The following is a 25,568-nucleotide window of genomic DNA, read 5'->3' as shown; positions in this document are numbered from 1 at the left end:
AGAAGTCTACGCACGTGCTCGTAGATATGTTCGAGCGACACGCTCCGCGTCCGCCCAGGCCTTCTGCGCGGGCGTCTGCGCGCCTCCCGATGCCGCGGTTCCGGCGGTGAGACCCGGACCCCGCCAGGCGTGGCACAGGGCGATCGCCAGGGCGTCGGCGGCATCGGCCGGCTGTGGCGGAGCGTCCAGCCGCAGGATCCGGGCGATCATCGCCTGCACCTGCTTCTTGTCCGCGGATCCGTATCCGGTCACCGCCGCCTTCACCTCGCTCGGCGTGTGCGTGGCGGCGGGCAGTCCGTGCTCGGCGGCGATGAGCAGTGCAACGCCGCTGGCCTGGGCCGTACCCATCACGGTGTGGCTGTTCTGCTGCGCGAAGACGCGCTCGACCGCGACGGCGTCGGGGGCGTGCTCGGCGATCACGGCCCGGATGCCCGCGGCGACGGCGGCGAGGCGCTCACCGATCGGCGCGTCGACGGGCGTGCGGATCACGCCGACGTGCACCAGGGTGCCGCGGCGCATCGGGTCGACGTCCACGACGCCGACGCCGCACCGGGTGAGCCCCGGGTCGATCCCGAGCACCCTTCTCGTCGCCGTCATCATCCCAGGCTAGGCGGGGCTGCACTCCCCCGCGGCGAGGCGCGCGGCCGGAGACGCGGACGGCCGCGCCGGATCGCCGGAGCGATCGCGGCGCGGCCGTCGGGAGCGGTCCGCGGGTGCGGCCTACTCGTCTTCCTCGAGCTCGGCCTGGACCTCGGCGGTGAGGTCGAAGTTCGCGTACACGTTCTGCACGTCGTCGCTGTCCTCGAGGGCGTCGATGAGACGGAAGATCTTGCGCGCCGCGTCGGCGTCGATCTCGACCTTGAGGTTCGGCACGAACTCGACGTCGGCCGATTCGTACTCGATGCCCGCCTCCTGCAGCGCAGTGCGCACCGCGACGAGGTCGGAGGCGTCGGTGATGACCTCGAAGCCCTGCGCGTGCGGCTCGATCTCCTCGGCGCCGGCCTCGAGGGCCGCCATCATGACGTCGTCCTCGGTGGTGCCCTCGCCGTCGACGACGATGACGCCCTTGCGGGTGAAGTTGTAGGCGACGCTGCCGGGATCCGCGAGCGTCCCGCCGTTGCGGCTGAGAGCCGTGCGCACCTCGGCGGCGGCGCGGTTCTTGTTGTCGGTCAGACACTCGATCATGAGCGCCACGCCATTCGCGCCGTAGCCCTCGTACATGATCGAGGCGTACTCGACCGACTCGCCGCCGATGCCGGCGCCGCGCTTGATGGCGCGGTCGATGTTGTCCTTCGGGACGGAGGTCTTCTTGGCCTTCAGGACGGCGTCGAAGAGGGTGGGGTTGCCCGCGAGGTCGGCACCGCCGAGCTTGGCCGCGACCTCGATGTTCTTGATGAGCTTGGCCCAGGACTTGGCACGGCGCGCGTCGATGACGGCCTTCTTGTGCTTGGTCGTGGCCCACTTGGAATGCCCGGACATATGTCTCCCGCTCGTGTTCACCCCGTGGAACGTCCCGCAGGGCATCGTCCATTCTAACGAACCCCGTCGGAGGCGACACCCGTCGTGGGTGGCAGGCCGCTCCGAACGCCGTCAGAGGGTCGCGGGAACGGCCCGGCCGGGGAACAGCTCCGCGTACTGCGCGCGGTAGAGCCGGCGGCCGACGAGCCGGTACGCCATCCGGATCGGGAACGGGATGTCGCGGAAGAACTCCTCCCTCTCCCCCGGCGGATTGGTCGCGAGGATCATGCCGAGGTAGGCGAGCACGACCTTCTTGTCGAACGAGTCCACGCCATGGCTGGCGAGCTCGCCGAGCTCCTTCTCGGTGAGCACCTTCTCGACGGCGGGCGTGACCTCGGTCACCTCGCGACGCAGATGCACCTTGAGCAGCGCCGACAGCGCCTCGTAGCGCTCGGCGAGCTCCTCGCCGACCGACGCGTCCGCGGTCCGCGCCCACCGCTGCCTGACCGGCTCGATGTCGTCGAGGTGCCGCTTGACCTCCTCGTGCTGCCCGATCATCTCCTGAGCGTGCAGGGCGCAGGCGGGGGCGCGCTCCCGCAGCTTCGGGTACATCAGGAGGTCCTCGCCCTCGTGGTGCACGTGCAGCAGCTTGTCGAAGTTGCCGAGGACCTCTGCGACGTAGGCCGCGCGCGCCGTGTCGCCGTCGGACGCGGAGCGGGCGAGGCCCGGCGCCTCGTCGTACGCCCACAGGAAGACGCGGTGGATGCGCCGCATGCCGGCGGATGCGGGGCACAGGACGGGTCCGTCCGGCACCGGTGCCGCGGTCTCTCCGGGCTGCATGGTGAAGAAGTCGGACATCGTCGCCCCCAGTTGCGCTCTCGGATCCGTCTCTGAGCGGAAGGCTAGACCTTCCGCTCAGAGAGCACAACGGATCCGGATCGCTACGCGGCGCGGGCGACGCGGCGGGCGTGCGCGAGGTCGAGCAGCCGCTCGTGCAGGCGCGTCTCGCCGTTCATCTCCGGGTGGAAGCTCGTGCCCAGCAGGTTGCCCTGCTCGACCGCGACGACGCCGCCGTCCGGCAGCGAGGCGATGGCTCGCGCCCGCGGGCCCACCCGGGTGATCAGCGGGGCGCGGATGAACGTCGCCGCCACCGCCCCGTCGATCCCGGCGACCGCGAGCTCGGTCTCGAAGGACTCGACCTGCCCGCCGAACGCGTTCCGCGCGACCGTGACGTCGAGCCCGCCGAAGGTGAGCTGTCCGTCGATCGCTCCCTCGATGTCGTCGGCGAGCAGGATCAGGCCGGCGCAGGTGCCGTACATCGGCATCCCGTCGGCGATCGCGTCGAGGATCGGGCGGCGCAGGTCGAAGATCCGCGACAGCTTGTCGATCACGCTGGACTCGCCGCCGGGCAGAACGAGCCCGTCCAGGCCGAGCATCTGCTCGGGGCGGCGGACGGCGACCGTCTCCGCCCCGAGCGAGGTGAGGATCGCTGCGTGCTCGCGGACATCGCCCTGCAGTGCGAGCACCCCGATCCGGAGGGCGGATGTCACCAGCCGCGCTCCGCGAGACGGTGCGGCGCGGGCAGGTCGGCGACGTTGATGCCGACCATGGCCTCGCCGAGGCCCCGGGAGACCTGCGCGATCACGGCGGGGTCGTCGTAGGCGGCGGTGGCCTTGACGATCGCCGCGGCGCGCGCGACGGGGTCGCCCGACTTGAAGATGCCGGATCCGACGAACACGCCGTCGGCGCCGAGCTGCATCATCATCGCGGCGTCGGCCGGGGTGGCGACGCCGCCCGCGACGAACATGACGACCGGGAGAGCGCCGCGCTCGGCGATCTCGGCGACGAGCTCGTACGGCGCCTGCAGCTCCTTGGCGGCGACGTACAGCTCGTCCTTGGAGAGCGACGTGAGCCGGGCGATCTCGCCGCGGATCGTGCGGATGTGCTTCATCGCCTCGGAGACGTCGCCGGTGCCGGCCTCGCCCTTGGAGCGGATCATCGCCGCGCCCTCGGTGATCCGGCGCAGGGCCTCACCCAGGTTGGTGGCGCCGCAGACGAAGGGGACCTTGAAGCCCCACTTGTCGATGTGGTTGACGTAGTCGGCAGGCGAAAGCACCTCGGACTCGTCGATGTAGTCGACGCCGAGCTCCTGCAGCACCTGCGCCTCGACGAAGTGGCCGATGCGGGCCTTCGCCATCACCGGGATCGAGACAGCGGAGATGATGCCGTCGATCATATCGGGGTCGCTCATCCGGGAGACGCCGCCCTGCGCGCGGATGTCGGCCGGGACCCGCTCGAGCGCCATGACGGCGACGGCGCCCGCGTCCTCGGCGATCTTCGCCTGGTCGGGGGTGACGACGTCCATGATGACGCCGCCCTTCAGCATCTCCGCGAGTCCGCGCTTGACGCGGCCGGTGCCGGTGGTGGAGTCGGGTGCAAGTTCTGTCATAGGCCAAAGCATACGCTGTCTGGCCATGTCTTCGCGGACGGCCCGACACGTCAGGACACCTCCCGGGCGGATGGGAGGATCGAGGCATGAAGATCCTCTCGATCCAGTCCGCCGTCGCGTACGGCCACGTGGGCAACTCCGCCGCGGTGTTCCCGCTGCAGCGCATCGGCGTCGAGGTGCTGCCCGTCTACACGGTGAACTTCTCGAACCACACCGGCTACGGCGCGTGGCGCGGCCCGCTCATCGCCCCCGAGGACGTGCGCGAGGTCATCACCGGCATCGAGGAGCGCGGCGTGCTCGGCCAGGTCGACGCGATCCTCTCCGGCTATCAGGGCGGCGAGGGCATCGCCGACGTCATCATCGACGCCGTCGCGCGGGTCAAGGCCGCAAACCCGAACGCGGTGTACGCGTGCGACCCGGTCATGGGCAACGCGAAGTCGGGCTGCTTCGTCGCGCCGGCGATCCCGGAGCTGCTCCGCGACCGCGTCGTCCCGGTCGCCGACATCATCACGCCGAACCAGTTCGAACTCGGCTACCTGACCGGCACCTCCCCCGACACGCTCGAGTCCACGCTCGCGTCGGTCGACGCGGCGCGGGCGATGGGGCCGCGCACAGTCCTGGTCACCAGCGTCGAGCGCCCGGACCGGCCGGAGGGCACGATCGAGATGCTCGCGGTCGACGACAGCGGCGCCTGGATCGTGCAGACCCCGCAGCTGCCGATGAAGGCGAACGGATCCGGGGACGTCACGGCGGCGCTGTTCACCGCGCACTACGTGCGATCGGGGTCCGCGGCCGAGGCGCTCCGCAAGACGGCGTCGAGCGTGTTCGACCTGCTCGCTGCGACGCTCGAATCGGGCGAACGGGAGCTGCAGCTCGTCGAGTCGCAGGAGGCCTACGCGCACCCGCGCGAGCAGTTCGAGGTCGCGCAGGTCCGCTGACCCTCTTCTTCGGGGTCGTTGAGCGAGCACCGAGCGCAGCGAGGAGGGAGACGAAACGCGGTGATCCGAGAGGAACCGCGTTTCGTCTCGGTCGGCTTCGCCGTCCTCGCTCAACGACCGGGAACGGCGGCTTTCAGAGCGGCCAGGCGTTCGCGATCGTGGTGCGGACGTCGCCGAGCAGCTGCGGCAGGGCGCGGGTCCGGGCGACGATCGGGAAGAAGTTCGCATCCGACGCCCAGCGCGGCACGATGTGCTGGTGCAGGTGCGCGTCGACGCCGGCACCGGCCACGGCGCCCTGGTTCATGCCGAGATTGAAGCCGTCGCAGCGCGCGGTGTCCTTGAGTACGCGCATGGCGGTCTGCGTGAGCGCCCCGATCTCGGCGACCTCCTCCGGGGTCGCCTGGTCGTACGTGGCGATGTGCCGGTACGGGCAGACGAGCAGGTGACCGGAGTTGTACGGGAACAGGTTCAGCAGCACGTAGGACGTGCGACCCCGCGCGACGATCAGCCGCTCCTCGTCCGGGTGCTTGGGCGCGTCGCAGAACGGGCACGCCGCGCGCAGCGGCTCGGGCCCCGCCTGGATGTACGCCATCCGATGCGGGACCCAGAGCCGCTGGAACTCGTCGGGGACGCCGGCGAGGCGCGCGTCGTCGGCGAGCCCGGCGTCGCCGCCGAAGCCGCCGCCCCCGGGAATGGTCATGCCAGATCGCCCGCCGACTGCACGAGCGCGTGCGACTCGATCGCCCGGCGCACCCGCTCCACGGCCTCCGCCAGCGGCACGCCGTTCTCCTGGGATCCGTCGCGGAACCGGAACGAGACGGTGCCCGCGGCACGGTCCTGCTCGCCCGCGATGAGGATGAGCGGCACCTTGCCGGTGGTGTGGTTGCGGATCTTCTTCTGCATGCGCTCGTCGGAGTGGTCGACCTCGGCGCGCACGCCCGCCTCGCGGAGGGCCGCCACCGCGTCGTCGAGGTAGTCCGCGAACGCCTCGGCGACGGGCACGCCGACGACCTGGACCGGCGAGAGCCAGAGCGGGAAGTCCCCGGCGTAGTGCTCGAGGAGGATCGCGAAGAACCGTTCGATCGAGCCGAACAGCGCCCGGTGGATCATGATCGGACGCTTCTTCTGGCCGTCCTTATCGGTGAACTCCAGGCCGAAGCGCTCCGGCAGGTTCGGGTCGACCTGCACGGTGGACAGCTGCCACACCCGGCCGATCGCGTCGGTGGTCTTCAGGTCGATCTTCGGACCGTAGAACGCCGCCTCACCGGGGACCTCGGTGAGCTTGAGTCCGGACGCCAGGGCCACGCTGCGCAGCGCGTCGGTGGAGTAGTCCCAGAACTCGTCGGAGCCGATCCACTTACCCTTCTCGTCGTCGCGCATCGAGAGCTCGAGCTCGAAGTCGCTCAGGCCGAAGTCGCGGAGCATCGACAGGATGAACTCGAGGACCTTGGCGACCTCGGTCTCCAGCTGCTCCGGGGTGACGAACAGGTGCGAGTCGTCCTGGGTGAAGCCGCGCACGCGGGTGAGGCCGTGCAGCGCGCCGGAGAGCTCGTACCGGTAAACGGTGCCGTTCTCGGCGAGACGCAGCGGCAGGTCGCGGTAGCTGCGCGCGCGCTCCTTGTAGATGAGGATGTGCATCGGGCAGTTCATCGGCTTCAGGTAGTAGTCCTGGCCGTGCTTGGTGACGTGCCCGTTCTCGTCGCGCTCCTCATCCATCCGGATCGGCGGGAACATGCCGTCGCGGTAGGTGACGAGGTGGTTCGAGGCGAGGAACAGATCCTCCTTCGAGATGTGCGGGGTGTACACGTAGTTGTACCCGGCAGCGATGTGCCGGCGGCGTGCGTGCTGCTCCATCTCGCCGCGGATGATGCCGCCGCGGGGGTGCCACACCGACAGGCCGGATCCGATCTCGTCCGGGAACGAGAACAGATCGAGCTCCTTGCCGAGGCGCCGGTGGTCGCGCTTGGCGGCCTCCTCGAGGCGCTGCTGGTAGGCGCGCAGCTCGTCCTTCGACGGCCAGGCGGTCCCGTAGATGCGCTGCAGCTGCGGGTTCTTCTCGGATCCGCGCCAGTAGGCGGCGGCGATCCGGGTGAGGTCCCAGCCGTTGCCGATCAGGCGGGTGCTCGGCAGGTGCGGGCCACGGCACAGGTCCTTCCAGGCGACCTCGCCGTCCTTGGTGACGTTGTCGTAGATGGTCAGCTCGCCCTCGCCGACCTCGACGGAGGCGCCCTCGGCCGCCTCCTTGCCGCCCTTGAGCCCGATCAGCTCGAGCTTGAACGGCTCGTCGGCGAGCTCCGCGCGGGCCTCGTCGTCGGTGACGACGCGGCGCACGAACCGCTGCCCCTCGCGCTGGATCCGCTGCATCTCCTTGGAGATCGCCTTGACGTCCTCCGGGGTGAACGGGGTGTCCACGCCGAAGTCGTAGTAGAAGCCGTCGGTGATGGGCGGGCCGATGCCGAGGTTGGCCTGCGGCTTGATGCGCTGCACCGCCTGGGCGAGCACGTGCGCGGTGGAGTGGCGGAGGATCGCGAGGCCCTCCGGGCTGTCGATGGTGATGGGCTCGACGACGTCGTCCTCGGTGATGACGGCGGCGAGGTCCTTCTGCTGCCCGTTGACGAGCATCGCGACGACGGAGCGGTCGCTGAACGGTCCTTCCGGGCCGTAGAGGGCGAAGCCGTCGCAGGGATAGGACGGTGCCTTGAGGGTGGACGCAGGGTTCTCAGACAAAGGAGTTCTCCAGATGTGGCGATGGTCACGGTCTCAGCTTTCGGACGCGGAACCGCGTCCTGCCCGCTCAGGCCTTGAGCGTTCGCGTGCCGGTGACCACGACCGAGGTCGTGCGCGTCTGCCGGGCGAAGTCCATAGGAGAATCCTACGCCGGGTGCGCCAGCGCCTCGTCCAGGTGCCGCTGCGCGAGCCGCCATCCGCCGGCCTCGTACGCGATCACGACGAACACGGGTCCGGCCAGCACGACGAGCAGGCAGGCCCACAGCGGCACCCCGGCGAAGGCGAGCACGATCCCGGTCACGGGCAGGATCATCGCGAGCGCATGCAACGGCAGGCCCCGCATCACCGAGTGCACGAGGTAGGAGTGCAGCAGCGAGATCGACACCATGAAGACGATCACCGGCACCGCGATGAGCAGGATCACCGCCGGGGCCGGCAGCGGATCCTCGGCCCGGTACGCGAATCCGATCGCGTGCAGCCCCGCGCCGACGGCCGCGATGCTCGCGAAGATCACGGCGTGCCCGTAGCCCCAGACGAACGACCGGTCGCGATGACGGGCCAGGATCGGGCCGGACGGCATCATCGTGTACGACCACCACAGCGCGAAGGTCATCGCCACGCCGGCGCCGATGACGACGGCGGCGTCGCCGGTCCAGCCCTGCACCTGGGCGATCTCCTGCGCCGCCGCGAGAGTTCCGACGACCGTCTCGCCGAGGGCGATGATCGTCAGCAGCGCGTAGCGCTCGGCGATGTGATGCGCATGCCAGGGCGTGCCGCGGCGCTCCCCCTCGCCCTTGCGCTCGGCCATGATCGGCCCGCCGAGCTCGATCAGCCAGCAGGCGGCGGCCGCCGCGATCGCGGTGTCGATCGGCAGCGGCGCCCAGGCCACGACGACCCAGCCCACCTGCGCGACGGAGATGAACGTCACGTACGCGAACGCCTGAGGGCGGTAGTCCGCGTCGCGGGCGGCTCTCAGCCACTGCGCGAGCAGTCCGACCCGCATCACGATGTACCCGGACACCATGATCTGGTTGGCGAAGACGCCGTGATCCTCCAGGGAGGCGAACATCGGCGGGAGCCCGATCGCCAGGACGATCACGCCGGCCATCTGCACCAGGGTGAACAGGCGGAACAGCCAGTCGTCGGTGTCGAAGGCCGAGGCGAACCAGGAGAAGTTGATCCACGCCCAGATGATCGCGGCGACCGCGAACGCGAACGCGCCGACGGCCGCCCCGGCATGCCCGGCCGCGACGCCCTCGGCGAGCTGCACCCCTGCCACCCCGAACGCGGCCGCGAAGACGAGGTCGTAGAGGGCCTCCAGCGGCGTCGCCGCCCGGTGCGGCTCGTGCCGCGCCCGCCCGCGCATCGGTCTCAGCCCGTGCCGGTACCGTTCGATCGTGTCCGTCATGGCGCTCCCCATCCGCGTCGGGAATCGTGCAGCGTCCAACCTAGCGCGGGTCGAGGACCGTCCCGTCGGCGCGGCTCCGGCGCCGTTCCACGAGTGCGATGGCGGCGGCCAGCGCCTTGATCACGGGCACCTCGCCGAAACGGTACTCGTCCGCGCGGATCAGGCGCGCGGCGAGGTCCGCACGCTCTCGCCGCAGCAGACCACGGGCCTTCTCCGCGTGCAGCGAGTTCGACACGATGGCGATCTCCTCGGCGCCCTCGAGGAGCGGGATCGTGTTGCGGATGTTCTCCGCGGTCGACCGGCTCTCGGTCTCGATCAGGAGCGTCCCGGTGAAGCCGCGGTGCCGGGCGTAGGCCGCGAGGACCTGCCCTTCGGGCACCGGTCCGCGCACGGATCCGCCCGAGACGATGAGCACGTCCGCCGTCCCGCGCAGGGTGCGCAGCGCGGCACGGACGCGGTAGCGGTTCACCGCGTTCGCACGGTCGGTGCGGTTGCCGAAGCCGAGCACCAGCACTGTCCGTCGTGCACCGGAGCGTCCTTCAGGAAGACCGCGTGTGCTCGCCCGAGCACTGATGACCTCGCCCCAGAGCAGGAACGCACCCGCCGCCGCGACGGGCAGCATCGCCAGGAGCCGCAGATTCCTCCTCATCGCTCCAGGCTCGCACGCCTCGCCCGGTCGTTCCAGCCGCCGGCCCGCATCGGATCGTCAGAGGTGCGGCGGCTTCGGCGGATGCGGCCGGACGAGTCCGTCCGTCGGAGCGGGCAGGACGCTGCCGTCCCGCGTGACGAGCGCAGGCATCGCCGCGCCGACCGGACCGTTCCACGGCTGCGGTGCCACGGGCGCCGGGGCGGGCTGCGGTGGTGTCGGCTGCACGATCGTCGTCCCGGGCTGCGGAGGGGCCGGGCGGGTGAGGCTCGGGTCGACCAGGTGCGCGAGCGACGGAGCGGTGTCGACCCGCGGGACACCCATCGCCGGCAGCCCGAGCAGGTCCATGATCGTCTTCGGGATCGACGCGTGCGAGTGCCATTCGGGGTCGATGCGCTGCGGCACCATCCCACCGAACATGAGCAGCGGGATCCGGGATCCGCCGATCGCCTGGAACCCGTTCGGGTGCAGCGCGTCCGGGACCGTCTCGATGTCGGGCGTCGGCACCGAGTCGGCGTAGCCGCCCCAGTCGTCCCAGGTGAGGATGAACGTCGTCTGCTCCCACCCGCCGCCGTCGATCACCGCCTGCACACGGTCCCAGACGAGGTTCTGACCGTTCGTCACGTAGGCCGGGTTGCTCGTCATCGGGGGGTGCTCGTCGAAGCCGGCGGGGCTCCACACGTAGCAGACCTGCGGCAGGTCGCCCGCCTTCGCCATCGGGATGAAGTCCTTCGGCGGGTGCACGTTCGCGGATCCCGGCGTCTCGTTCAGGGTCTTGTAGAACTTGGTCGGATAGCCGCTCTGGTCGGGGAACGCACCCCAGGACACGCCCGCCGCCTCGGCGACGGAGAAGATCGACGGGAGGTCCCACACCGGATGCGCGCCGACGAACGGCGGGTTCTTCATGGTCGGCATCTGGCCGCCGACCGCGAGCATGTGCCCGGGTGTGGAGTTGGATCCGGATCCGAAGTGGTGGTCGCTGAAGACGAACTGCTTGGCCAGCCAGCTGTAGTACGGGATCACGGTGTCGTTGTCGACCTGCGCCGCGAGTGCCGGGTAGTCCCCCATCGCGAAGTGCACCCACGCGTTGCGATCGTGCGGCTGGTCGAAGTTCGGCGGAGCCGCGAGGAGGCTGCCGTGGTTCGCCACGGCCGCTCCCCACGCCGCCATCGTCGGGAAATAGAAGTCCGTGGTCTTGTTCTCCTGAAGGAAAACGACCACCCGATGCCCTGCCGGTGCCTGCGCCATCGTCGTCACTCTCTCGAATGAACTCCCCTAGGCCAGCCAAGCACGCCGGGCGGGCGACGCGCCAGAGGACAGTGACGGATCGCCTCCCGGCCGCAGGATACCGCGGTCCCGCCCGGTGCGCGCGGTCGGCGCGGAATCTCGCCGGATACGACAAAACCCCCGGCTCACCGGGGGTTTCTGTTGTGCGCGATACTGGGATCGAACCAGTGACCTCTTCCGTGTCAGGGAAGCGCGCTACCGCTGCGCCAATCGCGCCCGTTCGGGCTATTCAGTTGTGCAGAGAGGTGGCGACGGGATTCGAACCCGTGTAAACGGCTTTGCAGGCCGGTGCCTAGCCGCTCGGCCACGCCACCAGGAGGTGGATTCGAACCCACATGCCGAAGCCCCCGAAGGGGCTCCTGCACTCGAGCGGATGACGAGACTCGAACTCGCGACCCCAACCTTGGCAAGGTTGTGCGCTACCAACTGCGCTACATCCGCATTTCGTGTTCTTCCCGGTGTCCCGGGCACTTGAAATACATTAGCCCAGGTTCGAGCCTCTGCCAAACCGGGGCCCGTTCTCGGGCGTGTCCCCCGGGATTCCGCGCGAGAACGGGGATGACCGCTCCCCTGCGCCGCGGATCGCGCCACGCCCGGGAGCGAGGGCGGTCGTCGGCTCCTCCGGGGATCCGGTATGCTCTTTACCTGTGCCCAGCGCACGAAAAACTACACATGGGCGATTGGCGCAGTTGGTAGCGCGCTTCCTTCACACGGAAGAGGTCGTCGGTTCGAGTCCGGCATCGCCCACAGGCAAGAGGCCCGGAATCACGCGGAAGTCGCGGATTCCGGGTCTTTTTCGTTGCCCGCTCAGGCCTCGTGCGTGTGCATCGTGTGCGCGGAGGCGTTCGCTGGAACAGCGGGTCGTGGCGAGCGCGCCGAGAGCGGCCATCCCTCCCGAAGTGTCGCCCCGGCGGGACCGCGGCCGACGTCTGCGATGCACGCATGCGGCTGCGCTCCTCCCTGATCCTGGCCTCCGTCTTGACGCTCGCTCTGGCAGGGTGCGCAACCCCGAAGAGCGGCGTGGGCGCGGCGCCGCCACCGTCGGTCGTTCCCACCCCTGTGGTCAGCGAGTCGCCGTCGGCCGTCGTGACGTCGGGGAGCACGGATGCGCAGGCGCAGGCACAAGCGCGCGCCTGGCTGGCCGAGGCATCGTTGCCGCCGGGCGCGGCGCAGGCCGACGCGGGCGTCACGTCCTTCGGCTCCTTCACGGGCTGGCCTTGCGGTCCGGTCGCAGAGTTGCACGCGTATTGGAGGATTCCGGGGATGGGCGTGCCCGAGGCCGCGAACTGGCTTAGGGAGCACCCGACCGGCAGGCTCATCACGACCAGGCACTCGGCCGTGGCGGACGACCCGAGGATCACGTCGGTGACGGTGGGCTACATCCCTGCGCAGGGTGCGCAGCAGGGGATCGTCTTCACCGTCGAGAAGCTGCCGGATGGCGTCGCTGTGCGTGCCGAGATCGCCGCGCAGACCTCCACGGCCTCCGGCCCTCCCCTACCGGGCGGCGGCCAGTACGGCGCGCCAGGTCAGGGATAGCGTTCTTCCCATCGGGGCGGGTGCCGACGCCGTCAGGGCGTCGGGCTGAACGCCGTCAGCAGGCGGTCCCGGAACGCGTCCATCGGCCAGACCGGGGACGTGTCGCCAGGCTGCAGGCCGGGCGACCAGTTCCAGTCGGTTGTCGCGGCGAGAACGGCCGGGTCGCGCGCGATGATGCTGATCGGGACGTCGTGGGAGGCGCCGGAACCGCTGACGATCTCCGCCGGCTGGTGGTCGCCGAGCACGATGACGACCAGATTCGGATCGTCGACGTTCTGCAGGAACGAGAACAGCGAGCCCAGCGAGTACTGCACCGACTGACCGTAGAACCGCTGCACCGTCTGCGGGTTCTGCCACACCGTCGTCGCCGACGGGCTGAGCGCCGGCTGCGGGTCGTAGATCGACCCGTCGCCGATCTTGTCCCAGGGCACGAGCTGCGACAGCGGCGTCCACGGCGTGTGCGAGGACGCGAGGTCGATCTCGGCCATGACGGGCGTGTGCGGTCCGGTGAGTTGGGTGTCGGCGAAGTGCTTGAGGGTGTACTGATCGGGGATGAGCGCGTACCCGAAGGCCGGGCCGCGATAGCCGACGTTCGTGGCGTCGAGCAGACTGCCGTAGTGGTAGAAGGACCGGCCGACGCCCCAGCGCTGGTTGTCGGACGGCACGTCCGAGACGGTGCGCCAGCCCGCGCGCCCGAAGGCGAGCGCCAGGGACAGGCGGTTGCTCGCGACGATCTGGTTGTACGCCGACTGCGTGGGCGCCCACACGCCTGTCTGCAGCGTCGCGTGGGCGAGCCAGCTGAGCCCGCCGAACGTGGGCGACGTGAGCCAGGCACTGCGGGCCGAGTATCCCTCGGCGGCGAGGGAGGCGTCGCCCGCCTGGAGCACCCCGGTGACGCCGCCCTCGATGCCGTCCCCCTCGAGTGCGACGCGACCATAGCTCTCGACGAACGCGATGATGACGTCCTTGCCGCGCAGACCCGTGAGCAGCCGATCGGCGGGAACGCCGGCGAACGGATCGCGGGCGATCTCCCGCGCGATGGTCGGCTGCGCCCCGAGCACCGTCTCGGTGCGCGCCACCGCGGATCCCACGGATCCGATCGAGGCCGCGGCGGCGATCGGATCCCCGACCCGCAACGGCGCGACGAGTGCGGAGACCAGCCACACCGCGGTCGCCGCGGCGAGCACGATCCGCCCGGCGGCGCGCCTGCACACGACGTCGGCGACACGCAGCGCCGCCCAGGCGAGCACCACCGTGCACGCCAGGATCCCGCCGATGAGCGCGACGAGGAGCAGGCCGGCGAGGAACGCGCCGAGCGAGTCGACCAGGACGCCGTAAGCCGCGCCGAGCTGCGACCAGTCCGAGAGGGCGAACGGGGCACCGACGGCGGCCCGGAAGCCGTGATCGATTCCGGCGAGGAGCAGTGCTCCGGTGACGAACAGGCCGAACAGCCCGGCCAGCACGCGGCGCGGGATCCGCCACGGGGCGATCACGAGCAGCAACAGGATCAGGAGGGACTCGACCGGGATCCCGAGAAGCGCTGCCGGCCCGGTGGGGAGGCGCTCCGACGCGAGCAGCCCCGGCGCGAGCGGAAGCACGACGAGCGCCACGATCGCACCGGCCGTCGCGACGGCACCGCCCCGGCGCGATGACGGGACGGCGGGCGCACCCATCGCGACCCCATTCCGGCGCGGCATGGTCACGACCTGTCGGCGGTGACCGCGGCGGCGCCGCTGTCGAGCACGTCGCAGTGATCCGCAGGACTGTCGCAGCGGTCGGAGAGGGCGTAGCGGAGCAGCACGACGTCCCCGATCTGCTGGGTGCCGGCCAGGCGCGCCCGGCGCGAAGCGGTCCAGGGGAACCGACCCGCCCCGACGGCACGAGGTGCCCGGGGCTCGCCGACGAAGAACGGCGCGATCACGAGCTGCAGCTCGTCGACGAGATCCGCCTCGAGGAACTGGGTGAGCACGCGGCCACCGCCTTCGACCATGAGTCGGCGGACGCCCCGCCGTTCGCCGAGATCCTGCAGCAGGGCGGCCATCGTGACATGCTCGCCGAGCCCCACGACCGTGGCGCGCTCGCCGAGCCGGGCGCGCAGGCCGCGGACGCCCTCGGACGGGCAGTAGACGAGCCGCGGTGAATCGCCGGCCGTGAAGAACGCCGCATCCGGCGACAGATCGCCCGACGCGGTCACGGTCACCTTCGTCGGCGACTCGGGGCGGCCGTACGACAGACGGCGCGCCCGGCGCACGGCGTCGCGCACGAGCAGGCGGGGATTGTCCCGCCGCACCGTCGACGCGCCGACCATGATCGCGTCGCTGCGGGAGCGCACCTCGTCGACCCGGTCGAAGTCGGCGGCGTTCGACATCGCGAGACGCCGCGGTGCGGACCCGTCGAGGTAGCCGTCGATCGACATCGCGCAGCTGAGGGTCACATAGGGACGCTCGTTCATGGTCTCCTCCTCCATCCGGCGAGCAGCACGACCGCCCCGGGCGCGACGGCGACGAGCGCCAGCACGCCGAACGCCGTCGACGTGGCCACGCCCGCCGCAGCGCCGAGACCGACGAGCCCGAACGCCGCACCCGCCGCCGCTTCCCGCGGGCCCCAGCCGCCGACGTTGACCGGGATCGCGGATGCCGCGAGCACGACGAGCCCCGCGGCCGCGAGTCCACTGCGGAGGGGCAGTCCGACGGCCAGACCGGCCACGACGAACAGCGTGACGTGCGCCGCGACGACGACGATCGACGTCAGAACGATCGCGAGCAGCGCCCCGGGTCGAGCCAGGACGGGGCGCAGCAGGGCGTACTCCCGCTGCAGCAGCCGGCGCGGGCGCGGCAGGATCGCAGCGATCGCGACAGCGGCTGCGAGGAGGGCTGTGAGCGCGCCCGCGCCCCACACGACGGGTTCCAGCGGCGAGCCGAGCCCGAGCGGCAGCAGGACCGCCAGCGTCAGTGCGATCTGGACCACCTGCCCGAGTGCCCGCTCGACGACGACCGCGCGGGCGGCAGCGCCGAGGCGTGCGTGGGCCTGTCCGTGCGCCCACGCGCGGTGGACATCGCCGAGGATCCCGGCGGGCAGCACGGCGTTGAGGAACTGGGACCGGTAGCAGGCGGCGAAAGCGGCGTGCCGGGTGAGCGGCAGTCCGTACCCGGTGGCGACCGTCCGCCAGCGCCACGCCGCCGCCGCGGTCGCGATCGCCGAGAGGATCAGGGCGGCGAGGATCGACGGCGGCGAGATCGCGGCGATCCCGCGCAGGAACGGGCCGAACCCGACGACCAGGGCCGTCGCGACGACGATCGCTCCCCCGGCGGCGAGGCGGACGACGAGGCGGATCCGGCGCCGAGCGCTCGCCGGATCCGCCGTCGTGGCGATCCGCCCTGCCGCGTGGCGCTCCGAGACGGGATTCAGCGCGGCCATGCCAGCACATCCTGGTGCGAGACGGTGACGTGCAGCGCTCCGGCCGCGAGCTGAACGCGACGGCGGGCGAGGTAGTCCTCGGCCGCCGGCTCGAACTCGGGGCGCTGCTCGAGCGCGGCGCCGACCCAGCCGTCGAGCCAGGCGGCGGTGAGCGCCGCGTCGGCGGGGCCGAGATGCCACGGCGTCGAGGCCGAGCGCACGCGCCACCCGGCGCCGGTGAACAGCCGGATGAGGAGCGGAGCCGCGTCGGGTCCCAGCATCCGCCGGCCGTCGGCGTCCCGGCGCTGATGATCGTTGAAGGCGCGCCCGATCGCGGCGTCGAGGGCGTCGGGCGGATCGAGGATCACGACGCCGGTCACCGAGAGGCTGAACAGCGCCGGAACGCCCGCCTCGAGGCACGCGGCCACGATGCGCCCGGCCTCCTCGCGCGTGACGACGTCCAGCAGGGCGGACCCGGTCACGGCGGATGCGCCCGCGAACGCCCCCGTCGACAGATCCTCGAGATCCTCCACGACGACGGAGACGCCGACCCGGCGTCCGGCATCGTCGGCGACGGTCTCGAGGTCGAGATGGTCGAGGATCTCCGCATCGCCGTCGTGCAGCACCCACTGCTGCGGCCCGGGCAGGCGCGGGGCGAGCCACCGGGTCATGCCGCCCGTGCCGGCCCCGAGATCGTGCAGCACGACCGGCCCGGGAGGCAGCAGACGAGCGAGTACCGAGGCGAGCTCCGTCGCGCGCGCCGTGTCGTCCGCGGCCGCCCGCAGCGCGAGCCAGTCGGGCGTCGCCGTCGAGATGGCGCTCATGATGCCTCCAGGGCGCGGGCCACCGCGCTCACGCTGCCGGCCCAGGTCGGCAGCCCGACGCGGGCCGCGCGCACCTCGGTGCGCAGTCGCGTGCGCAGCGCGGGATCGGTCATCCACGCGCCGAGCGCGACGGCGAGGGCCTCGGGATCGCCCGGCGGAACCAGGACGGCACCTCCTCCGGCGACCGTGTCCGGGATGCCGCCGACCGCCGCGGCGACGACCGGTACGCCGTGCCCCCGGGCCTCGGCGATCGCCATGCCCGAGCTCTCCACGCGCGACGGCGCGACCAGCAGCGCGCCTCGCCGGTACTCCGCCGCGAGCTCCGGCCCGTGGAGCACGCCCGTCATCCGCACTCGCCCGGAGAACCTCTGCGCGTCGCGCGCGACCGAGGAGGCGAAGTCGCCGAACGGTCGGGAGGATCCGACGATCCGGCACGTCCAGCCCTGCTCCGGGATCCGCGCGAGCGCGTCCAGCAGCACGTCCTGACCCTTGTGCGGAGCGACGACGCCGACGCAGAGCAGGTCGAGGCGGTTCTTCGGGCCCTCCCCCGGCGCCTCCGCGACGTCGACTCCCGGCACCGCGACGGCGATCCGCTCGGATGTCACCAGACCTCGCCGCGAGAGTTCCTTCGCGGTCCACGAGCTCGTCACGACGACCCTGTCGGCAGCAGCGAACATCCGGCGTTCGGCGGCCATCGTCGCATCGGTCGCCCCGGGGAACGCCGCGGCGACCATGTGCGCCAGTACGACGATCCGCAGCCGCCCGGCGGCTGCCGCGATCCCCTCCGCCGCCCACAGCCCGACGAGCCCGTCCACGAGCACCGTGGCTCCCCCCGGCAGCCCCCGGAGCGTCGACGTCGCGCCGGCGGCATCCGGCGCCTCGACGGTCGAGACCCGCCACCCCTGTCCGCCGAGGCCGTCGCGGATGCGCCGGTCGTACAGATTGCCGCCGCTCACCCGGGCGGGATCGTCGATCCCCTCCGGGACGAGGAAGGTCACCGCGCGGTCGATCACAGCGGCACCTCGTACGACGCCCACGCGATGTGCGACTCGTGCAGGGTCACCGCGATGCCGGTCAGCCGGGTGTCGCCCAGGCCGCCGTCCTGAGCACGCGCGGCGAGCCGGTCGCCGATGATCTGGCACAGCCGCTCGGTCGTGGTGTTGATGCCGTGCAGATCGGGCTCGTCGTCGAGGTTGCGGTAGGACAGAGCGCCGACGATCTCGTGCAGGGCCTCCGACGCGCGGCCGATGTCGACGACGATGCCGTTCGCATCGAGATCCTCCGCCCGGAACGAGGCGTCCACGACGAACGTCGCCCCGTGCAGCCGCTGCGCCGGACCGAACACCTCGCCCTGCAGGCTGTGAGCGACCATCAGATGGTCGCGGACCGTCACCGAGAAGCTCATGCCGCGCTCCAGTCGATCGTCTCGCAGAGCCCGCCGGCTGTGCCGTCGGCCAGAGCGGCCGTGATCTCGGGCATCCGACGCCAGGACGAGGTCGTGCCGAGCAGGAGGTCGAACGCCGGATCCGCGAGCAGCCGGAGGGCGAGGGCGAGCCGGTCCCGCGTGCTGCGCCGCCCACGACGACTCGCCGCGACCGCCCCGACCTGACTCGACCGGATCGTCAGGCGGCGTGAGTGGAAGTCGGCACCGAGTTCGAGCGGCACGGTCTCCGCGCCGTACCAGCTGGCGACCATGACCTCCCCGTCCGTGGGCGCGGCCCGCAGCGCGAACTGCAGCCCGGCACCGGATCCGCTCGCCTCGATCACGACGTCCGCTGCATGCGGAGGCTCCGCGGCGAGGGCGAATCGCGCGCCCAGCGCCGTGACGACCGCCTGCTGCGACTGGTCGACGTCCACCACGGTGACCTCGACGCCGGGGATGCCGCACGCGAGCCGGGCGACGGCGCAGCCGATCATCCCCGCCCCGACGATCAGGACGCGGTCGCCGACGGCCGGCGCCGCATCCCACAGCACGTTGACCGCGGTCTCGACCGCGCCCGCGAGCACCGCCCGCCGGGCCGGCACGTCGTCGGGAACGGGCAGAAGCGCATCCACCGGCACGACGTACCGCGACTGATGCGGGAACAGCGCGAACACCGCGCGCCCGCGGAGCGTCGCAGGGCCTTCCTCGACGACGCCGACGTTGAGATAGCCATACTTCACGGGGAACGGGAAGTCCCCGTCCTGGAACGGCGCGCGCATGCGCTCGCGCTCCGTCACGGGGACCGATCCCCTCGCGACGAGCGACTCCGTGCCTCGGCTGATCCCGGTCCACAGGGTGCGCACCGACGCCTCACCCGCGGCCGGTGCGGGCAGCGGTTCGTCGCGGAACTCGCCGCGACCGGGGCCGGTCGTCCACCACGCGGCCGCGGCCTCCGCGCGATCCGGGTGAACCTCGACCGTGGTCTGCGTCGTGTCACTCATGACTGCCATGCAAGTGACACGGAGGCCGGATGCGAAAGGTTCAGCTCACGCCCTGGCTCTGGGCGGCCGCGGGGGTCGTCGCCCTGGCGGCGATCGCGCGCGCCGTGCCGTTGTCGCCGGCCGGCTGGGTGGCGGCGCTGGGCTACCTGACCGTCTCGTCCGCGCTCGTCTCGCGCGGGCTCCGTCAGCGCTGCAGCACCCGCTTCGGGCCGGCCAACGCCGTCACCGCCACCCGATCGATGCTCGTCGGTGTGGCGACGGGCCTCGTCGTGACGGCGCTCACGACCCCGGCCTCGTCCGTCCCGCTCGTGCCGATCGTGGTCATTGCGCTCGCGCTGGACGGCGTCGACGGCTACGTCGCACGGCGCACGGGCAGCGTGAGCGAGCTCGGGGCGCGCTTCGACATGGAGGTCGACGCGTTCCTGCTGCTCGTGCTGAGCGTCCACGACGTGCGGTTCGTCGGCGGATGGGTGCTCGCGATCGGGCTCATGCGGTACGCGTTCGTGGCCGCGGCCCTGGTGCTCCCCTTCATGAATCGGACGCTGCCGTACCGGTACTGGCGCAAGGTGGTCGCCGCCGCGTGCGGCGTCGTGCTCGCCGTCGTCGCCGCGCAGATCCTGCCTCCGCCGGCGAACGTCCTCTTGGCCCTCGGTGCCCTTCTTCTGCTCGTCGAGTCGTTCGGCCGGGACGTCGTGTGGCTGATCCGGATGAACCGTGCAGACGCGCGTCTCGTGTCCTCCCCGAAGGCATCGGCTCGAGACGGAAGCAGGTAGCACCATGACGTCGTCCACACCGGCGCTGCGGGTCATGCGGATCCTCAGCACGCTCGTCCTGCTCGTGACGGGTGGGATCCACCTCTTCCTCGTCTTCGACGGGGTCGGCGGCGTCCTCGGCATCTTGTTCGTGCTCAACGCCGTCTCGGCGCTCGTGCTCGCGGTCGGGGTTACTTTCCTCCGCGGCCGGCTCCTGCAGGCGGCGACGGTGCTGGCGCTGCTCTTCCTGATCGCGACGCTCGGCTCGCTCCTGCTCGCGCTCACGGTCGGGCTGTTCGGCATCAGGGAGGTCTGGACGTTCACCCTCGTGCCGCAGACCATCGTGGTGGAGTCGATCGGCATCGTGATCCTCGCCGTGACGGCGGCGCTGGTGCTCCGGGTGCCGACGATGACACGGCGCTGACCGGCGGCGCTCGCGGTTCGTCCACACCGCCACCCCGGCCGTGCTCGTCGTCCGCCGAGAGGCGCAGGATCCGGCGCTCAGGAGGTGAGCACGTACCCCTCTTCACCGTGCACCACGATGTCGACGCCCGCGATCTCGTCCTCGCTGGTCACCCGGAATCCGATGGTCTTCTCGATCGCGAAGCCGATGACCAGCGCGACCAGGAAGGAGTAGACGAGTACGCCGCCCGAGGCGAGGATCTGCACGACGAGCAGGCGGGCGTCGCCGCCGACGAGCAGGCCCTGTCCGGTGGCGAAGAATCCGAGGAAGATCGTGCCGAGGAAGCCGCCGACCAGGTGCAGTCCGACCACGTCCAGCGAGTCGTCGAAGCCGAGCCGGAACTTCAGCTCCACGGCGAGGGCGCACACGCCGCCGGCGAGGGCGCCGAGCAGCAGCGACCAGCCCGGCGTGAGGTTGGCGCAGGCCGGGGTGATCGCCACGAGCCCGGCCACGGCACCCGAGGCCGCGCCGATCGAGGTGGCCTTCCCGCCGCGGACCCGCTCCACCAGGATCCAGCCGAGGATGCCCGCGGCCGCCGCGCCGAACGTGTTGATGACGATGAGGCCGACCCCGTCCATGCCCTTGGTCGCCCACTGCGCCCCGGCGTTGAAGCCGAACCAGCCGAACCAGAGCAGGGCCGCGCCGAGCAGCGTCAGGGGGACGTTGTGCGGCTTCTGGATCCCCTTCTGGAACCCGATCCGCTTGCCGAGCACGAGCGCGAGGGCCAGGGCCGCGGCACCGGCGTTGATGTGCACCGCGGTGCCGCCCGCGTAGTCGATGACCTCGATGCCGCTCTTCGCGCCGAACAGGGTGTCCCCGAGATGCATGATCCAGCCGCCGCCCCAGACCCAGGCGGAGATCGGGAAGTAGCCGAGCGTCGCGAACACGCCGACGAAGATGAGCCACGGCCCGAACTTCGCCCGGTCCGCGATCGCCCCGGAGATCAGCGCCACGGTGATGATCGCGAATGTCGCGCCGTACCCGACCGTGAGCAGCGCGACGTTGGCGCCCTTGCCGCTCGCGGCCGCGGCCAGGCCGAAGTCGGCGAACGGGTCACCGGCGAACTGACCGGGCGACGCCACAGTGCTCATCGAGGAGCCGTAGAGGATCCACAGCACCGCGACGAGCCCGATCGCGCCGAAGCTCATCATCATCATGCTGACGACGCTCTTCGCCTTCACCAGGCCGCCGTAGAAGAACGCCACCCCCGGCGTCATCAGCAGCACCAGCGCCGTCGCCGTCACTCCCCAGGAGATGTTGCCCGTCGCGTCCATGTCTTCCTCGCCTCCGCTAGACCGCGTTGTGCGAATCAGTGTGACGAGGAAGTGTTTCCGCCGACGGCGGCGTCTGTTGCGCGGGTGTTACAGGATCGGCCCGCGTGTGAACAGCGTGTTACCGGACCGGCTCCCGCTCGGCGTGCGAGAGCGCGTTCAGGCGGGAGATCGCGCGCAGGTACTTCTTCCGGTAGCCGCCGCCGAGCATCTCCTCGCTGAACACCTCGTCGAGCGGGCGCCCGGTGGCGAGGATCGGGATCTGCGCGTCGTACGCGCGATCCACGAACGCCACGAACCGCAGCGCCTCGGACTGGTCGGTGAGCTGACGCACGTCGCGGATGCCGAGGGCGTCCAGCCCCGCCAGCAGCCGGATGTAGCGCGACGGGTGCACCTGCGCGAGGTGCTTGACGATGTCGTCGAACGCGTCGTCCGATACGAGGCCCGCCGCGCCGAGCCCCGTGAGATCCTGCGCGTACTCGTCGGCGGAGAGGGAGACGGCGTGGCCGTCCAGCGCGCGCTGGCGGAAGTCGACGCCGTCGATCCGGATCGTCTCGAAGCTGTCGGACATCGCATGGATCTCGCGGAGGAAGTCCTGCGCGGCGAACCGACCCTCGCCGAGCGCGTTCGGCGGGGTGTTCGAGGTCGCCGCGAGACGGGTCCCCGATCCGACCAGCTCGCCGAGGAGCCGCGTCATCACCATCGTGTCGCCCGGGTCGTCGAGCTCGAACTCGTCGATGCAGAGCAGGTCGGATCCGCGCAGCAGGTCGACCGTGTTCCGGTAGCCGAGAGCGCCGACGAGCGCGGTGTACTCGATGAAGGATCCGAAGTACTTCCGGCGGGCGGGCATCGCGTGGTAGATCGAGGCGAGCAGGTGCGTCTTGCCGACGCCGAAGCCGCCGTCGAGGTACACGCCGGGCTTCGTCTCCGGCACCTTGGGCGCGCGGCGGAACAGGCCGCCGCGCTTGACCGGCTGCGCGCCCGTGGCGAACGTGACGAGCCGCTGCTTCGCGTCCTCCTGGGAGGGGTACGCGCTGTCGGAGCGGTAGCTGTCGAAGGTCGCGCCGTCGAACTGCGGGGGCGGCACGAGACCCGTCAGCAGCTCGGTGCCGGTCATCTGCGGCTGGCGGTCGATGAGATGGACGACGCCGGAGAGGGCGGCCTGATCGGTCATGCGGATCCTGTGTCGAAGTCTTACCCCTCGGATGCGCGAGCGCGCCCAGGGTCTTAGTGTCGTGTTCTAGGGTCGAGGGGGGGACGGATACACCCTACGCCGTCCCCGTCATCGCCTTCTGCCGCCCGCATCCGTGACCACCCTCAGGAGCCTGAAGTGACCGTCGAATTCGACACCTCGTCCGCATCGTTCGCCGAGTACGCGGAGCCCGGCCGCCTGGTCACCGCGGACTGGCTCGCCGCCCGCCTCGGCGACGAGGGCCTGGTCGTGGTGGAGTCCGACGAGGATGTCCTCCTGTACGAGACCGGGCACATCCCCGGCGCGGTCAAGGTCGACTGGCACACCGAGCTCAACGACCCGGTCATCCGCGACTACGTCGACGGCGCCGGCTTCGCCGAGCTGCTCAGCCGCAAGGGCATCTCCCGCGACGACACCGTCGTGATCTACGGCGACAAGAACAACTGGTGGGCCGCCTACGCCCTGTGGGTGTTCTCCCTGTTCGGGCACGAGGACGTCCGCCTCCTCGACGGCGGCCGCGACCGCTGGATCGCCGAGGGCCGCGAGATCACCACCGACCTGCCGAACCGCGCGGCGACCGAGTACCCGGTCATCGAGCGTGACGACTCCCTGCTCCGCGCCTACAAGGACGATGTGCTCGCCCACCTGGGCAACCCGCTCATCGATGTGCGCTCTCCGGAGGAGTACAACGGCTCGCGCACCTCGGCACCGGCCTACCCCGAGGAGGGCGCCCTGCGCGCCGGTCACATCCCGACCGCGCAGAACGTGCCGTGGGGCCGCGCGGTGGCCGAGGACGGCGGCTTCAAGCCGCGCGCCGAGCTCGAGGCGATCTACCTGGACGGCGCCGGCCTGCACGCCGGCGACGTCGTCGTCGCCTACTGCCGGATCGGGGAGCGCTCGGCGCACACCTGGTTCGTGCTGAAGCACCTGCTCGGCTTCGAGAACGTGCGCAACTACGACGGATCCTGGACCGAGTGGGGCAGCGCCGTGCGCGTCCCGATCGTCACCGGCGAGGAGCCCGGCAGCCTCTGATCATGGGAGAATGGCGGGGATGACTGACGCCCACGCCTTCGTGCTGCCCGACTCGCTGGCCGAGATCCGGGACGAGTTCCTGGAACTGCCCGAATCGGATCGCCTGCAGCTGCTTCTCGAGTTCTCCAACGAGCTGCCCGCCGTCTCCGACGAGGTCGCCGCGCACCCGGAGATGACCGAGCGCGTGGCCGAGTGCCAGTCTCCCGTGTACATCTACCTCGAGCTCACCGGCGGTGCGGTCACGATGCACGCGACGGCTCCCGCGGAGGCGCCGACGACCCGCGGGTTCGCCAGCATCCTCGCCCAGGGCATCGCCGGCCTGTCCCCCGAGGCGGTCCTCGCGATCCCGGACGACTTCCCGCAGTCGATCGGGCTCACCCGCGTGGTCTCGCCGCTGCGCATCTCCGGCATGACCGGCATGCTCATGCGCGCCAAGCGCCAGGTCCGCGAGCGCCTCGCCGCCTGAACCCTTCATCCGGTCGTCGAGCGAGGCCGGAGCGCAGCGACGACCGGAACCACACCGGTCGTTGAGCGAGGACGGAGCGCAGCGACGACCGAGACGAAACGCGGCTTGCCCGGCGGGATGGTCCTCAGTCCGCGAAGCCCTGGTCGCCGAGCCAGTCGGTGATCGCGTCGGTCCAGCGGTTCTGGTCGTAGTTCCAGAGCTTGGTGTGCCGCGCGCCGGTGAACACCGGCATCGTGACGAGATCCGGCCGCGCCTTCGCGAGGGCGTGCGAGGCCACCGAGGGCACGAACCCGTCGTCATCGCTGTGCAGCAGCAGGATCGGCACGCCCAGCTCGGAGGAGCGCGCGACCATGTCCAGGTCGTCGAACGAGATGGTGTGGTCGGATCCGCTGAGACGCGCCGTCCACGGCTGCCCGAGGGCGTCCATAGCGAGCTGCGGCAGCGGATCCGGCAGCCGCAGCTCCCTCGCCTGCGCCCGCAGCACGGTCCGCCAGTCCACGACCGGAGAGTCCAGGATCACGCCGGCGATCCGGTCGTCGTGCGCCGACGAGACCAGGGTCTGCAGGGCGATCGCGCCGCCCATCGACCAGCCCATCAGCAGGATCCGCTCGGCGCCGTGACGGAGGGCGTAGCCGATCGCCTCATCCACATCGCGCCACTCGGTCGTGCCCAGGCCGTACGAGCCCGCGCGGGTGCGCGGACCCTCCCCGTCGTTGCGGTACGACACGACGAGCACCGGCAGGCCCGCGGCGTGCAGCACCGGCACCGCGCGCAGGCACTCCGCCCGCGTCGCACCCCGGCCGTGCACCTGGATGACCCAGGTCGTCGACGCCGCCGGGAACAGCCACGCCGGGCACGGGCCCGCGGACGTGCCGATCAGCACCGGCTCGTACGGCAGGTGCAGCTCCCCGGGGGCGATGTAGTAGTAGCCGCTGAACGCACCCCGGCGCGCGACCTGCGCGCCCGGCTCGATCTGCGTGAGGAGCTTGCGGCGCACGCGGTGCGCGTCTGCCTGCAGCACCGCGCCGAGCTTGACGTATCCGGGGGTGCCGTCGACGAACAGGCCGTACCGCCCGGGCAGCTCCGTGTCGGGGGTGCGGCCGAGCTCGATCGTCTGCGCGCCGGTGTCCACGGCGAGGATGTCGGTGTCCGCCAGCCGCGGCTGCGGGGTGACCACCCTGCGCGCGATCTTCAGCACCAAGGCGCTGCCGATCGCCGTGCCGAGAGCTGCGGCCCCGGCCAGCGCGATCGCGCCGATCGTCGCGGCGTGCCTGAGACTCTTCATCGCCTCCTGACTCT

Annotated in this window: 26 protein-coding genes and 4 tRNA genes; 7 read left to right on the top strand and 23 right to left on the bottom strand. The window is 71.2% G+C overall.

The window, feature by feature from the left end; all coding sequences use genetic code 11:
• Window positions 1–6: 6 nt before the first annotated feature.
• From ruvC to pdxS, 5 genes are all read right to left on the bottom strand, one after another.
• Complete coding sequence (gene ruvC, locus RBR11_RS02350) at window positions 7–597, bottom strand: crossover junction endodeoxyribonuclease RuvC (RefSeq protein ID WP_308487676.1); 591 nt, start codon at window positions 595–597, stop codon at window positions 7–9.
• A gap of 123 nt (window positions 598–720) precedes the next feature.
• Entirely contained in the window at window positions 721–1,479 is a 759-nt protein-coding gene (locus RBR11_RS02345) for a YebC/PmpR family DNA-binding transcriptional regulator (protein WP_308487675.1), read from the bottom strand.
• A gap of 111 nt (window positions 1,480–1,590) precedes the next feature.
• Complete coding sequence (locus tag RBR11_RS02340; RefSeq protein ID WP_308487674.1) at window positions 1,591–2,316, bottom strand: hemerythrin domain-containing protein; 726 nt, start codon at window positions 2,314–2,316, stop codon at window positions 1,591–1,593.
• An 83-nt stretch (window positions 2,317–2,399) separates the two neighbouring features.
• Entirely contained in the window at window positions 2,400–3,011 is a 612-nt protein-coding gene (pdxT, locus tag RBR11_RS02335) for a pyridoxal 5'-phosphate synthase glutaminase subunit PdxT (RefSeq protein ID WP_308487797.1), read from the bottom strand.
• Complete coding sequence (gene pdxS / locus RBR11_RS02330) at window positions 3,005–3,907, bottom strand: pyridoxal 5'-phosphate synthase lyase subunit PdxS (RefSeq protein ID WP_308487673.1); 903 nt, start codon at window positions 3,905–3,907, stop codon at window positions 3,005–3,007. Before pdxS ends, pdxT begins: the two co-directional genes overlap by 7 nt.
• An 86-nt stretch (window positions 3,908–3,993) precedes the next feature.
• On the opposite strand from pdxS, the gene pdxY reads away from it, so the two are divergent.
• Window positions 3,994–4,845, top strand: coding sequence for a pyridoxal kinase PdxY (gene pdxY, locus RBR11_RS02325; RefSeq protein WP_308487672.1), 852 nt, complete (start codon window positions 3,994–3,996; stop codon window positions 4,843–4,845).
• A 133-nt stretch (window positions 4,846–4,978) separates the two neighbouring features.
• On the opposite strand, the gene RBR11_RS02320 is transcribed toward pdxY, so the two are convergent.
• The 8 genes from RBR11_RS02320 to RBR11_RS02285 all read right to left on the bottom strand — a co-directional run bounded on the left by RBR11_RS02320 (window position 4,979) and on the right by RBR11_RS02285 (window position 11,354).
• The gene (locus RBR11_RS02320) at window positions 4,979–5,545 is read right to left on the bottom strand and encodes an HIT family protein (RefSeq protein WP_308487671.1); all 567 of its coding nucleotides are present in this window, start codon (window positions 5,543–5,545) and stop codon (window positions 4,979–4,981) included.
• Window positions 5,542–7,467: a threonine--tRNA ligase gene (gene thrS / locus RBR11_RS02315; RefSeq protein WP_308487796.1), complete on the bottom strand. Its 1,926-nt coding sequence runs from the start codon at window positions 7,465–7,467 to the stop codon at window positions 5,542–5,544. The genes RBR11_RS02320 and thrS overlap by 4 nt, the downstream gene beginning before the upstream one ends.
• A 250-nt stretch (window positions 7,468–7,717) precedes the next feature.
• Entirely contained in the window at window positions 7,718–8,980 is a 1,263-nt protein-coding gene (locus RBR11_RS02310) for a low temperature requirement protein A (protein WP_308487670.1), read from the bottom strand.
• Between the two features lie 40 nt (window positions 8,981–9,020).
• Window positions 9,021–9,629, bottom strand: coding sequence for a YdcF family protein (locus tag RBR11_RS02305; RefSeq protein ID WP_308487669.1), 609 nt, complete (start codon window positions 9,627–9,629; stop codon window positions 9,021–9,023).
• Between the two features lie 57 nt (window positions 9,630–9,686).
• The gene (locus RBR11_RS02300) at window positions 9,687–10,874 is read right to left on the bottom strand and encodes an alkaline phosphatase family protein (protein ID WP_308487668.1); all 1,188 of its coding nucleotides are present in this window, start codon (window positions 10,872–10,874) and stop codon (window positions 9,687–9,689) included.
• A gap of 183 nt (window positions 10,875–11,057) precedes the next feature.
• Window positions 11,058–11,129 (bottom strand) — tRNA-Val (locus RBR11_RS02295).
• 27 nt (window positions 11,130–11,156) lie between these two features.
• Window positions 11,157–11,227 (bottom strand) — tRNA-Cys (locus RBR11_RS02290).
• 54 nt (window positions 11,228–11,281) lie between these two features.
• Window positions 11,282–11,354 (bottom strand) — tRNA-Gly (locus RBR11_RS02285).
• Window positions 11,355–11,587: 233 nt separating this feature from the next.
• Between RBR11_RS02285 and RBR11_RS02280 the strand changes: the two genes are divergently transcribed.
• Window positions 11,588–11,660, top strand: a tRNA-Val gene (locus RBR11_RS02280).
• Between the two features lie 195 nt (window positions 11,661–11,855).
• On the top strand, window positions 11,856–12,449 hold the full coding sequence (locus RBR11_RS02275) for a hypothetical protein (protein ID WP_308487667.1): 594 nt from the start codon (window positions 11,856–11,858) through the stop codon (window positions 12,447–12,449).
• Between the two features lie 32 nt (window positions 12,450–12,481).
• Here RBR11_RS02275 and RBR11_RS02270 read toward each other — a convergent pair whose 3' ends face one another.
• Genes RBR11_RS02270 through RBR11_RS02240 form a run of 7 tightly spaced genes read right to left on the bottom strand, consistent with a single transcriptional unit; the run spans window position 12,482 to window position 19,093 of the window.
• A complete protein-coding gene (locus RBR11_RS02270) occupies window positions 12,482–14,122 on the bottom strand; it encodes an LTA synthase family protein (RefSeq protein WP_308487666.1) in 1,641 nt (546 codons plus the stop codon).
• Window positions 14,123–14,148: 26 nt separating this feature from the next.
• Entirely contained in the window at window positions 14,149–14,901 is a 753-nt protein-coding gene (locus RBR11_RS02265; RefSeq protein WP_308487665.1) for a RibD family protein, read from the bottom strand.
• Window positions 14,898–15,866, bottom strand: a complete 969-nt coding sequence (locus RBR11_RS02260; RefSeq protein WP_308487664.1) for a lysylphosphatidylglycerol synthase transmembrane domain-containing protein — start codon at window positions 15,864–15,866, stop codon at window positions 14,898–14,900. The genes RBR11_RS02265 and RBR11_RS02260 overlap by 4 nt, the downstream gene beginning before the upstream one ends.
• Window positions 15,854–16,669 carry an SAM-dependent methyltransferase gene (locus tag RBR11_RS02255; RefSeq protein WP_308487663.1) on the bottom strand — a complete coding sequence of 272 codons (816 nt, stop codon included), beginning with the start codon at window positions 16,667–16,669 and terminating at the stop codon, window positions 15,854–15,856. The genes RBR11_RS02260 and RBR11_RS02255 overlap by 13 nt, the downstream gene beginning before the upstream one ends.
• On the bottom strand, window positions 16,666–17,682 hold the full coding sequence (locus RBR11_RS02250; protein WP_308487662.1) for a glycosyltransferase family 4 protein: 1,017 nt from the start codon (window positions 17,680–17,682) through the stop codon (window positions 16,666–16,668). The genes RBR11_RS02255 and RBR11_RS02250 overlap by 4 nt, the downstream gene beginning before the upstream one ends.
• A complete protein-coding gene (locus RBR11_RS02245; protein ID WP_308487661.1) occupies window positions 17,679–18,074 on the bottom strand; it encodes a 6-pyruvoyl trahydropterin synthase family protein in 396 nt (131 codons plus the stop codon). Before RBR11_RS02245 ends, RBR11_RS02250 begins: the two co-directional genes overlap by 4 nt.
• Window positions 18,071–19,093 (bottom strand): zinc-dependent alcohol dehydrogenase, encoded by a 1,023-nt coding sequence (locus RBR11_RS02240; protein WP_308487660.1) that lies wholly within the window; start codon window positions 19,091–19,093, stop codon window positions 18,071–18,073. The genes RBR11_RS02245 and RBR11_RS02240 overlap by 4 nt, the downstream gene beginning before the upstream one ends.
• A gap of 29 nt (window positions 19,094–19,122) precedes the next feature.
• On the opposite strand from RBR11_RS02240, the gene RBR11_RS02235 reads away from it, so the two are divergent.
• Both RBR11_RS02235 and RBR11_RS02230 read left to right on the top strand, forming a co-directional pair.
• A complete protein-coding gene (locus RBR11_RS02235) occupies window positions 19,123–19,866 on the top strand; it encodes a CDP-alcohol phosphatidyltransferase family protein (protein WP_308487659.1) in 744 nt (247 codons plus the stop codon).
• Window positions 19,867–19,870: 4 nt separating this feature from the next.
• On the top strand, window positions 19,871–20,269 hold the full coding sequence (locus RBR11_RS02230; RefSeq protein WP_308487658.1) for a hypothetical protein: 399 nt from the start codon (window positions 19,871–19,873) through the stop codon (window positions 20,267–20,269).
• Window positions 20,270–20,346: 77 nt separating this feature from the next.
• Here the strand turns inward: RBR11_RS02230 and RBR11_RS02225 are convergent, their stop codons facing one another.
• The gene (locus RBR11_RS02225; RefSeq protein ID WP_308487657.1) at window positions 20,347–21,582 is read right to left on the bottom strand and encodes an ammonium transporter; all 1,236 of its coding nucleotides are present in this window, start codon (window positions 21,580–21,582) and stop codon (window positions 20,347–20,349) included.
• 118 nt (window positions 21,583–21,700) lie between these two features.
• Entirely contained in the window at window positions 21,701–22,753 is a 1,053-nt protein-coding gene (gene zapE, locus RBR11_RS02220) for a cell division protein ZapE (protein WP_308487656.1), read from the bottom strand.
• Window positions 22,754–22,909: 156 nt separating this feature from the next.
• On the opposite strand from zapE, the gene RBR11_RS02215 reads away from it, so the two are divergent.
• Entirely contained in the window at window positions 22,910–23,803 is an 894-nt protein-coding gene (locus RBR11_RS02215) for a sulfurtransferase (protein ID WP_308487655.1), read from the top strand.
• A gap of 19 nt (window positions 23,804–23,822) precedes the next feature.
• The gene (locus RBR11_RS02210; protein ID WP_308487654.1) at window positions 23,823–24,269 is read left to right on the top strand and encodes a SufE family protein; all 447 of its coding nucleotides are present in this window, start codon (window positions 23,823–23,825) and stop codon (window positions 24,267–24,269) included.
• A gap of 124 nt (window positions 24,270–24,393) precedes the next feature.
• On the opposite strand, the gene RBR11_RS02205 is transcribed toward RBR11_RS02210, so the two are convergent.
• Window positions 24,394–25,554: an alpha/beta hydrolase family protein gene (locus RBR11_RS02205; RefSeq protein WP_308487653.1), complete on the bottom strand. Its 1,161-nt coding sequence runs from the start codon at window positions 25,552–25,554 to the stop codon at window positions 24,394–24,396.
• Between the last annotated feature and the right edge of the window lie 14 nt (window positions 25,555–25,568).

This window comes from Microbacterium capsulatum, assembly GCF_030865425.1.
Classification (GTDB): domain Bacteria; phylum Actinomycetota; class Actinomycetes; order Actinomycetales; family Microbacteriaceae; genus Microbacterium; species Microbacterium capsulatum.
This window is presented reverse-complemented; position numbering and strand designations above follow the sequence as displayed.

Excerpts from the sequence above, each read along its gene's own strand:
- RBR11_RS02275 (WP_308487667.1), top strand. The coding sequence starts at position 11,856 with ATGCGGCTGCGCTCCTCCCTGATCCTGGCCTCCGTCTTGACGCTCGCT.
- RBR11_RS02270 (WP_308487666.1), bottom strand. The coding sequence starts at position 14,122 with ATGGGTGCGCCCGCCGTCCCGTCATCGCGCCGGGGCGGTGCCGTCGCG.
- zapE (WP_308487656.1), bottom strand. The coding sequence starts at position 22,753 with ATGACCGATCAGGCCGCCCTCTCCGGCGTCGTCCATCTCATCGACCGC.
- RBR11_RS02240 (WP_308487660.1), bottom strand. The coding sequence starts at position 19,093 with ATGAGTGACACGACGCAGACCACGGTCGAGGTTCACCCGGATCGCGCG.
- RBR11_RS02245 (WP_308487661.1), bottom strand. The coding sequence starts at position 18,074 with ATGAGCTTCTCGGTGACGGTCCGCGACCATCTGATGGTCGCTCACAGC.
- RBR11_RS02205 (WP_308487653.1), bottom strand. The coding sequence starts at position 25,554 with ATGAAGAGTCTCAGGCACGCCGCGACGATCGGCGCGATCGCGCTGGCC.
- RBR11_RS02310 (WP_308487670.1), bottom strand. The coding sequence starts at position 8,980 with ATGACGGACACGATCGAACGGTACCGGCACGGGCTGAGACCGATGCGC.
- pdxY (WP_308487672.1), top strand. The coding sequence starts at position 3,994 with ATGAAGATCCTCTCGATCCAGTCCGCCGTCGCGTACGGCCACGTGGGC.
- RBR11_RS02255 (WP_308487663.1), bottom strand. The coding sequence starts at position 16,669 with ATGAGCGCCATCTCGACGGCGACGCCCGACTGGCTCGCGCTGCGGGCG.
- thrS (WP_308487796.1), bottom strand. The coding sequence starts at position 7,467 with ATGCTCGTCAACGGGCAGCAGAAGGACCTCGCCGCCGTCATCACCGAG.
- RBR11_RS02225 (WP_308487657.1), bottom strand. The coding sequence starts at position 21,582 with ATGGACGCGACGGGCAACATCTCCTGGGGAGTGACGGCGACGGCGCTG.
- RBR11_RS02345 (WP_308487675.1), bottom strand. The coding sequence starts at position 1,479 with ATGTCCGGGCATTCCAAGTGGGCCACGACCAAGCACAAGAAGGCCGTC.
- RBR11_RS02340 (WP_308487674.1), bottom strand. The coding sequence starts at position 2,316 with ATGTCCGACTTCTTCACCATGCAGCCCGGAGAGACCGCGGCACCGGTG.
- RBR11_RS02230 (WP_308487658.1), top strand. The coding sequence starts at position 19,871 with ATGACGTCGTCCACACCGGCGCTGCGGGTCATGCGGATCCTCAGCACG.
- RBR11_RS02320 (WP_308487671.1), bottom strand. The coding sequence starts at position 5,545 with ATGACCATTCCCGGGGGCGGCGGCTTCGGCGGCGACGCCGGGCTCGCC.
- RBR11_RS02265 (WP_308487665.1), bottom strand. The coding sequence starts at position 14,901 with ATGAACGAGCGTCCCTATGTGACCCTCAGCTGCGCGATGTCGATCGAC.
- RBR11_RS02235 (WP_308487659.1), top strand. The coding sequence starts at position 19,123 with ATGCGAAAGGTTCAGCTCACGCCCTGGCTCTGGGCGGCCGCGGGGGTC.
- RBR11_RS02300 (WP_308487668.1), bottom strand. The coding sequence starts at position 10,874 with ATGGCGCAGGCACCGGCAGGGCATCGGGTGGTCGTTTTCCTTCAGGAG.
- ruvC (WP_308487676.1), bottom strand. The coding sequence starts at position 597 with ATGACGGCGACGAGAAGGGTGCTCGGGATCGACCCGGGGCTCACCCGG.
- RBR11_RS02210 (WP_308487654.1), top strand. The coding sequence starts at position 23,823 with ATGACTGACGCCCACGCCTTCGTGCTGCCCGACTCGCTGGCCGAGATC.
- RBR11_RS02260 (WP_308487664.1), bottom strand. The coding sequence starts at position 15,866 with ATGGCCGCGCTGAATCCCGTCTCGGAGCGCCACGCGGCAGGGCGGATC.
- pdxS (WP_308487673.1), bottom strand. The coding sequence starts at position 3,907 with ATGACAGAACTTGCACCCGACTCCACCACCGGCACCGGCCGCGTCAAG.
- RBR11_RS02305 (WP_308487669.1), bottom strand. The coding sequence starts at position 9,629 with ATGAGGAGGAATCTGCGGCTCCTGGCGATGCTGCCCGTCGCGGCGGCG.